Origin of the sequence: Nitrosomonas oligotropha (assembly GCF_900106555.1) — a bacterium.
GTDB classification, from domain to species: domain Bacteria; phylum Pseudomonadota; class Gammaproteobacteria; order Burkholderiales; family Nitrosomonadaceae; genus Nitrosomonas; species Nitrosomonas oligotropha_A.
Window position 1 is genome coordinate 1 of sequence record NZ_FNOE01000058.1, and the last position, 5,065, is coordinate 5,065.

Sequence of the window (5,065 nt, forward strand, 5' to 3'; positions counted from 1 at the left end):
TGCGCCAGGGGTTGCAAAAATCTTGCCTAAAGGAAACAGGGCAATAGGACGCCGCTCCCTTGTCGATTTGGGATTACACATTTTTTCTCCTTTTTATGGATGAGCAAAAGCAGACAGTTAAAAATTCCTGCCTGGATGTAGCGTCAAATGAGATTTGTTTGAAGTGTTACTGAGGTGCTACCAGTTACTTTGCTTCGGATTGGTATTGCAAAAGGGTTGTTGGAATACAGCTGCCTTTTAGCTATGCAGTGCAGAAAATAAAAACTTTACGTTCTGCACATACAATTGCAATACAACTATATTTTAGAAGGTTTTATTGCGCTTATCAAAGACAGAGTATTTTTCTTTCAACTACTTATGAATCTTATCCCAAATAAAATAGCGCATGGAAAATAATATGCATTCACCCTTCGATGATAAAGAAATGGGATCCAAATTACTCTAACGATTAGACTGATGGCGATGCTAATTACCAAGATAGCAAACCTTGCTGCGGTCTTTGCACTGTAAACCGCTAGGCATGTGACCGGCAAGTTTGTTGTTTCCAGCTTTGCGATGCTGCTAGTATTCATGATTAACTTCTCTTGCAACTGTTAATAAGCAGCCGTCCAGCCAACCGTAAACGTGGAATATCGGATGGTTCGTCACTGGCTCCGTGGTATTGGAAGCACGATGGTTGTGGAGTTGCTGTTTCTTTTGAAGATAAGTTACTCACATTTTGAATTGGCAGAAAACGATCAGACCCTCTACACCTTCAGTTTTCTGACACTGCTCTATGTTGCCGTGTTCTCCATCCTATCTGATCGGAGACACCATTTTTTCTGGGCAACGATAACAAGAGTTGTACTGGTATCAGTAACTTTCATGGGTACCGTTCTGATTTTCTTAGAAAGCCATTAATTTTATGAAATAAAAAATGCAAGGTTCGGTATACAATGAATTCATTGAATTTATGCATTCTTCTTTTCAGTCACGCAAATTGTCTGTAGGATCAAAACAAACTTTACGCTATTAATTCTTTTTTTAATCAAAGATAAGGGAGTTTTATGCATTATGTAATTTCTACGACTTGGGGCCCAACAGATACCACGCGGGCTGCATTACCGTTCATATTTGCTGCCTCGGCTTTACAAGCAGGTGATACTGTGATGATTATGCTTTTTCATGATGCCGTAACCATTGCCATCGACGGAATCCATCAGAAAATCATTCCTTTTGGTCCAACTTCAAAATTTGCTGAAGTGTTTTCCAATCCCAATGCCAAGGTACTCGTGTGTAAACCTTGTGCTGAAGCGCGTTCCTTTAGAGAAGATATGCTGTTAAAGAACGCTATATTTGGCGGAATGAATGATTTGCATCAAGAGGTCTCCCGTCCGGACGCGAAATTCATTAGTTTCTAGTTCGGCAGACATTCCAAGTTATCAGACACCCATATTCGCGGCATTTGTCATTTGGCTTGATCTGATAATCGACAAAACAAAAAAATATTGGGTATGAGATCAATCGCAGTCCCGGCAATTCTGATCATCTTCGTTGCTCTGCTACCGGCATTGACGGTCGTTTCTTCTCTGCCATTGGATGCTCAAGGAATTGGTCTTTTGTTGGGGTGGCTAGGAACGGGATTGTTAGTAGCGAGCTTGCTATTAATGATCCGAAATCCATATTGGGCATCTTGTTTTGGGGGATTACAACAGATGTACCGCTGGCATCATGGAATGGGTGTACTAAGTTTTGTATTGTTATTAATGCACCCGGTGCTGCTGGCAGGATATTACGTACCCTTGGGCAGCGATATTGCAGAGGAATATTTATCACCACTCAATCCGCAATTGATAAATATCTTGGGCTGGTTGGCGTTGGCTATTATTACGCTCAGCATGGCCACGACTTTTTTTCTGCACCTTCCTTACGGCTTTTGGCGGCGCTTACATATATTGTTGGTCGTAGCCATAGCTCTCGGTTTTGGACATATTTGGGCTGTGAGTGGATTTTCCGTCAGCCTAGCAGCGGCTTTGCTTCCTGCGGTAATACCCGTTGGATGGCGGCTATTGCGTGCCGATCGAAGTGGCGACACTCTTCCTTACGAAGTCAGTGGAGTCAACCATCCTGCAAAACACATCACCGAAGTAAATTTACGCCCATTGGCAAAGCCCATACCGATCGCACCGAGTCAATTCGTACGAGCGGCTTTTTTTGAAGGATCGCATTTTCAAGGTTGTGGTGATTTTCATCCGTATACCGTAAGCCATATCGCAAAAGATGGCGGTTTGACGTTAAGTATTAAGGCATTGGGAGATTGCACGCGGCATATACAGTCAATTGAACCGGGTGTTGCTGTCCGCTTGCAAGGACCTTATGGTAATTTTTTGCTTACTCGCCCAATTGCACCAGAAATATGGATTGCTGCTGGTATTGGCCTAACTCCTTTTCTAGCTTTGCTGCGAAGTCAGCCAGTCACCCAGCATACCGACATGATTTACGTTCATCGTGAAAGTGAGCGTGTTCCTTACGAAGAGGAACTACAGATGTTTGCCACAAATCAAGCACTCTTACGTTTTCATTCTTTACCGATGACGAATGATTTGACCTCTTTATTCATGCGATTGGAAAGCATTGATAAGCTCAATAAGAAACAAGTGTATCTTTGCGGCCCTCCGCCATTCATGGCTAAGGTTACCCAATGGCTACGGGAACATGATATGCAAAGGCAACAAATTCATTTTGAACAATTCGATTTCCGTTAGTAAGTATGAGACAGATGGTTTTGTCAAAGAAATTTGCTACTTGTCTTTTTCTCAGTCCGATAGTGCTTTGCTATTCAATTTGCGTTTAAACTTCAATGAATAATCGGCGTTACCATCACCCTCAAATTCTCCCTTAATTCCCGGAAATAATCCCATGCATCGAACTGTGCCTATTATCTGCTTTGGTAAAATCCTAAAGGGCAACCGAGGTTTAACCCGCACGAGCCATGGCTCTAGTTACTCTCACGTTTGCAAGCGTCATGTTAACTATTGCGCTTAGCGGTCTGGCTAACTTTATTTCACGTATCATGGTGGGAGCAACAATCGCCCTGACTTTGCTGCTGGTGCAATTTCCAACCTTGGCTTCGTTATTACATTTGACTCCACTGCATTTAAAGGACTTGGTGCATAGTGCCGCAGGGGCACTTGGGATTGCCATGATTGTCGTTATGGGACGATTCAGGGTCCAGTCACATTAACCAGGTAGTGAACTACTAAACCACCGTAAAAACCATTCTCTTATCATATAGCCACACCAAATAACCGACCTACTACCGCGGTTAAACTCATTGCGAGGGCTCCCCAGAATGTAACTCTAATTGCACCGATAGATATTGCCGCGCCTCCTGCACGTGCGGCAAATCCACCCAAAGCTGCCAGAAATACAAGTGAAGATACCGCGACTACCGGTATAAGCAGAAAATCTGGAATCTTCCATGCCACTAATAGTGGCAACGCAGCGCCAATAGTGAATGTACCCGCAGAGAAAAGTGCTGCTTGTATGGGACGTGCTCTAACACTCTCAACCAAGCCTAACTCATCTCTTGCATGAGAACCTAATGCATCATATGCCATCAGCTTTTCAGCCACTTGTTTTGCCAGGTTAGTATCAAGTCCTCTTTCTTCATAAATACTTGCCAATTCCTTCAACTCAAATTCATAATCATCATTTAGCGATTTTCTTTCAAGTTCAAGATCCGCCTTTTCTGTGTCTGATTGAGAGCTTACCGATACATATTCACCTGCAGCCATAGACATGGCACCTGCAACCAATCCCGCAATTCCCGCGAGCATAATATCCGTGTGTGCTGATTGTGCCGCTGCAACACCTATAATAAGACTCGCGGTTGAAACGATACCATCATTAGCACCGAGAACAGCAGCGCGCAACCATCCTATGCGATGTGATCTATGTATTTCATGATGACTCATAGCATTTCCCGATATGTAAGATGTAAGATGTAAGATGTAAGATGTAAGATGTAAGATTAAATATTTTAACAATGTCGCTGATGGATGTTTTGGTATCGGCTTCTATCGTCGGATAGTCACCAGCCAGCTTTTCAAGAAACGCTACCCCAGCTGATCCGTAATATAGTCGTGCTGATCCTTTGATCTTTCCGGAGAATTCCTTGCCATCAGTGCAACCGTAAAGACTCTCAATTGTGTACCAGCCAGACCCAGTGTCAGCAGGAATGCTAGGCAATCTTACAATTTGGCCACCTCTGGCTTTCTTGCCGGCACTTTCTATATGCTGTGATAGATCAACTTCACCGGAAGACAACAGCAGTGTTTTCCAAATGATTGGAGGTCTTGCAGATACATCCTTCGCCATGCGCGCCTTGCCTTGTCCGTTTGCTATCAGGTAGGCGTCTTGCCCTGCCTCAGAGGGTTCGATCTACCCAAGATCAGTCACGGCTTTAATCTTTTTCTAGTGAATTGCGCTCTGCCTGCTTCCTGCAGGCGGCACTACCGAGGAGGCGACACTGGATCCTCCAGCGTATTCATCATTTCTGCTTTTATCATTCCTCGCCAATCTTACTGCGGAACGATTTTCTTTGGCTCTGTACCGATTTACTTTCCAAGCGTTTTATTTGAGAAGCTTTGGTCGGCTTGGTGGGCACCCGGGTTTTCAGTGCAATCGTGACACTTTTAATCATTTCACGTAAGCGGTTGAGTGCATCTTCCCGGTTCTTGACTTGGCTGTTAAATCGCTGCGCCTTGATGATAATGACGCCTTCGCCGCTAATGCGGCTATCCTTTAATTGCATTAGCTTGGCCTTGTAGTGTTCGGACAGTGATGACGCCTGGATATCGAATCGCAGATGAATGGCGGTCGCTACTTTGTTGACATTCTGCCCGCCGGAGCCTTGCGAGCGGACAGCAAGAATCTCGATCTCAGTCAATGGTATTGTGAGATTGTTCGTTATTTTCAGAAAGGTTATTTGTAAGAATCCCTAGCGTTGTTTACAGTATTCAGGAGAATACTGTAGATGAAGATACACAAACGCACTCGCTTAACATTATTGGATCGTCAGGAA

At 43.9% G+C, this 5,065-nt stretch carries 6 protein-coding genes; 3 read left to right on the plus strand and 3 right to left on the minus strand.

Annotated features, from left to right (window positions below):
- Positions 1 to 1,046: 1,046 nt before the first annotated feature.
- The 3 genes from BLU57_RS15345 (at position 1,047) to BLU57_RS15355 (ending at position 3,223) form a co-directional block, all read left to right on the plus strand.
- Positions 1,047 to 1,400: a DsrE family protein gene (locus tag BLU57_RS15345; protein ID WP_090322814.1), complete on the plus strand. Its 354-nt coding sequence runs from the start codon at positions 1,047 to 1,049 to the stop codon at positions 1,398 to 1,400.
- A 93-nt stretch (positions 1,401 to 1,493) separates the two neighbouring features.
- On the plus strand, positions 1,494 to 2,744 hold the full coding sequence (locus tag BLU57_RS15350; protein ID WP_090322816.1) for a ferric reductase-like transmembrane domain-containing protein: 1,251 nt from the start codon (positions 1,494 to 1,496) through the stop codon (positions 2,742 to 2,744).
- A 260-nt stretch (positions 2,745 to 3,004) separates the two neighbouring features.
- The gene (locus BLU57_RS15355; protein ID WP_143027010.1) at positions 3,005 to 3,223 is read left to right on the plus strand and encodes a hypothetical protein; all 219 of its coding nucleotides are present in this window, start codon (positions 3,005 to 3,007) and stop codon (positions 3,221 to 3,223) included.
- A gap of 43 nt (positions 3,224 to 3,266) precedes the next feature.
- On the opposite strand, the gene BLU57_RS15360 is transcribed toward BLU57_RS15355, so the two are convergent.
- The 3 genes from BLU57_RS15360 to arfB form a co-directional block, all read right to left on the minus strand.
- Positions 3,267 to 3,956 (minus strand): VIT1/CCC1 transporter family protein, encoded by a 690-nt coding sequence (locus BLU57_RS15360; protein ID WP_090322822.1) that lies wholly within the window; start codon positions 3,954 to 3,956, stop codon positions 3,267 to 3,269.
- Positions 3,943 to 4,359, minus strand: coding sequence for a hypothetical protein (locus tag BLU57_RS15365; RefSeq protein WP_090322825.1), 417 nt, complete (start codon positions 4,357 to 4,359; stop codon positions 3,943 to 3,945). The genes BLU57_RS15360 and BLU57_RS15365 overlap by 14 nt, the downstream gene beginning before the upstream one ends.
- A 187-nt stretch (positions 4,360 to 4,546) precedes the next feature.
- Positions 4,547 to 4,969, minus strand: a complete 423-nt coding sequence (gene arfB, locus BLU57_RS15370) for an alternative ribosome rescue aminoacyl-tRNA hydrolase ArfB (protein WP_371264356.1) — start codon at positions 4,967 to 4,969, stop codon at positions 4,547 to 4,549.
- Positions 4,970 to 5,065: the final 96 nt, after the last annotated feature.